The following is a 661-nucleotide window of genomic DNA, read 5'->3' as shown; positions in this document are numbered from 1 at the left end:
CCAGATAAGGATCACGCACGTCGATACGTCTTCGACGTCCATGAGACAGCCCCGTCGGAAACCACGAAGCAATGGCTCGACATGATTGGCGACCTCTACGAAATCGAGGCTGCTATCCGCGGCAAACCGCCCGATGAGCGGCGACGCGTCAGGCAAGAAAAGAGCAACCCGTTGCTCGGGGTCCTCGAGATGTCGATGAGGGAGAAACTAGCGACGCTTTGGCCGAAGGCTCCATTGGTCGAAGCGATTAACTACTCTCTGAACCGCTGGGATGGACTCACGCTGTTCTGTGACGACGGACGCGTTGAGATCAGCAACGTGCTCGCCGAAAATGCCTTGCGCTGTGTGGCCCTTGGTCGGCGCAATTTTATGTTCGCGGGCTCCGACAGCGGTGGTGAGCGAGCCGCCGCAATGTATAGCCTGATCGGCTCGTGCAAATTGAACAACATCAATCCACGCGCCTACCTGGAATTCGTGCTCACGCACATCGCGGATCACCAGGCCAACCGCATCGACGAACTGTTGCCATGGAACGTCACGAAGCAGCTCCTCCCATCTACACCCGCCTCGCTTTGATCCCTTCTGACAGCGGCACGATGCGCCTGCCGCGTTCTTTGGCGCTTGTCCAGAGAATTCTCAACGGCCCTCACGCGACGCTTAC

Annotated in this window: 1 protein-coding gene; it reads left to right on the top strand. The window is 58.2% G+C overall.

Features of this window, described 5'->3' with window-relative positions; all coding sequences use genetic code 11:
* Positions 1-576, top strand: a 576-nt coding sequence (locus AWB74_RS45135; protein ID WP_143749576.1) for an IS66 family transposase, incomplete at its 5' end; no start/stop codon positions are given.
* Positions 577-661 lie beyond the last annotated feature (85 nt).

This window comes from Caballeronia arvi (genome assembly GCF_001544695.2).
GTDB classification, from domain to species: domain Bacteria; phylum Pseudomonadota; class Gammaproteobacteria; order Burkholderiales; family Burkholderiaceae; genus Caballeronia; species Caballeronia arvi.
Note: the sequence above shows the minus strand (reverse complement) of the source record. Positions and strands in the feature narration are given on the sequence as shown.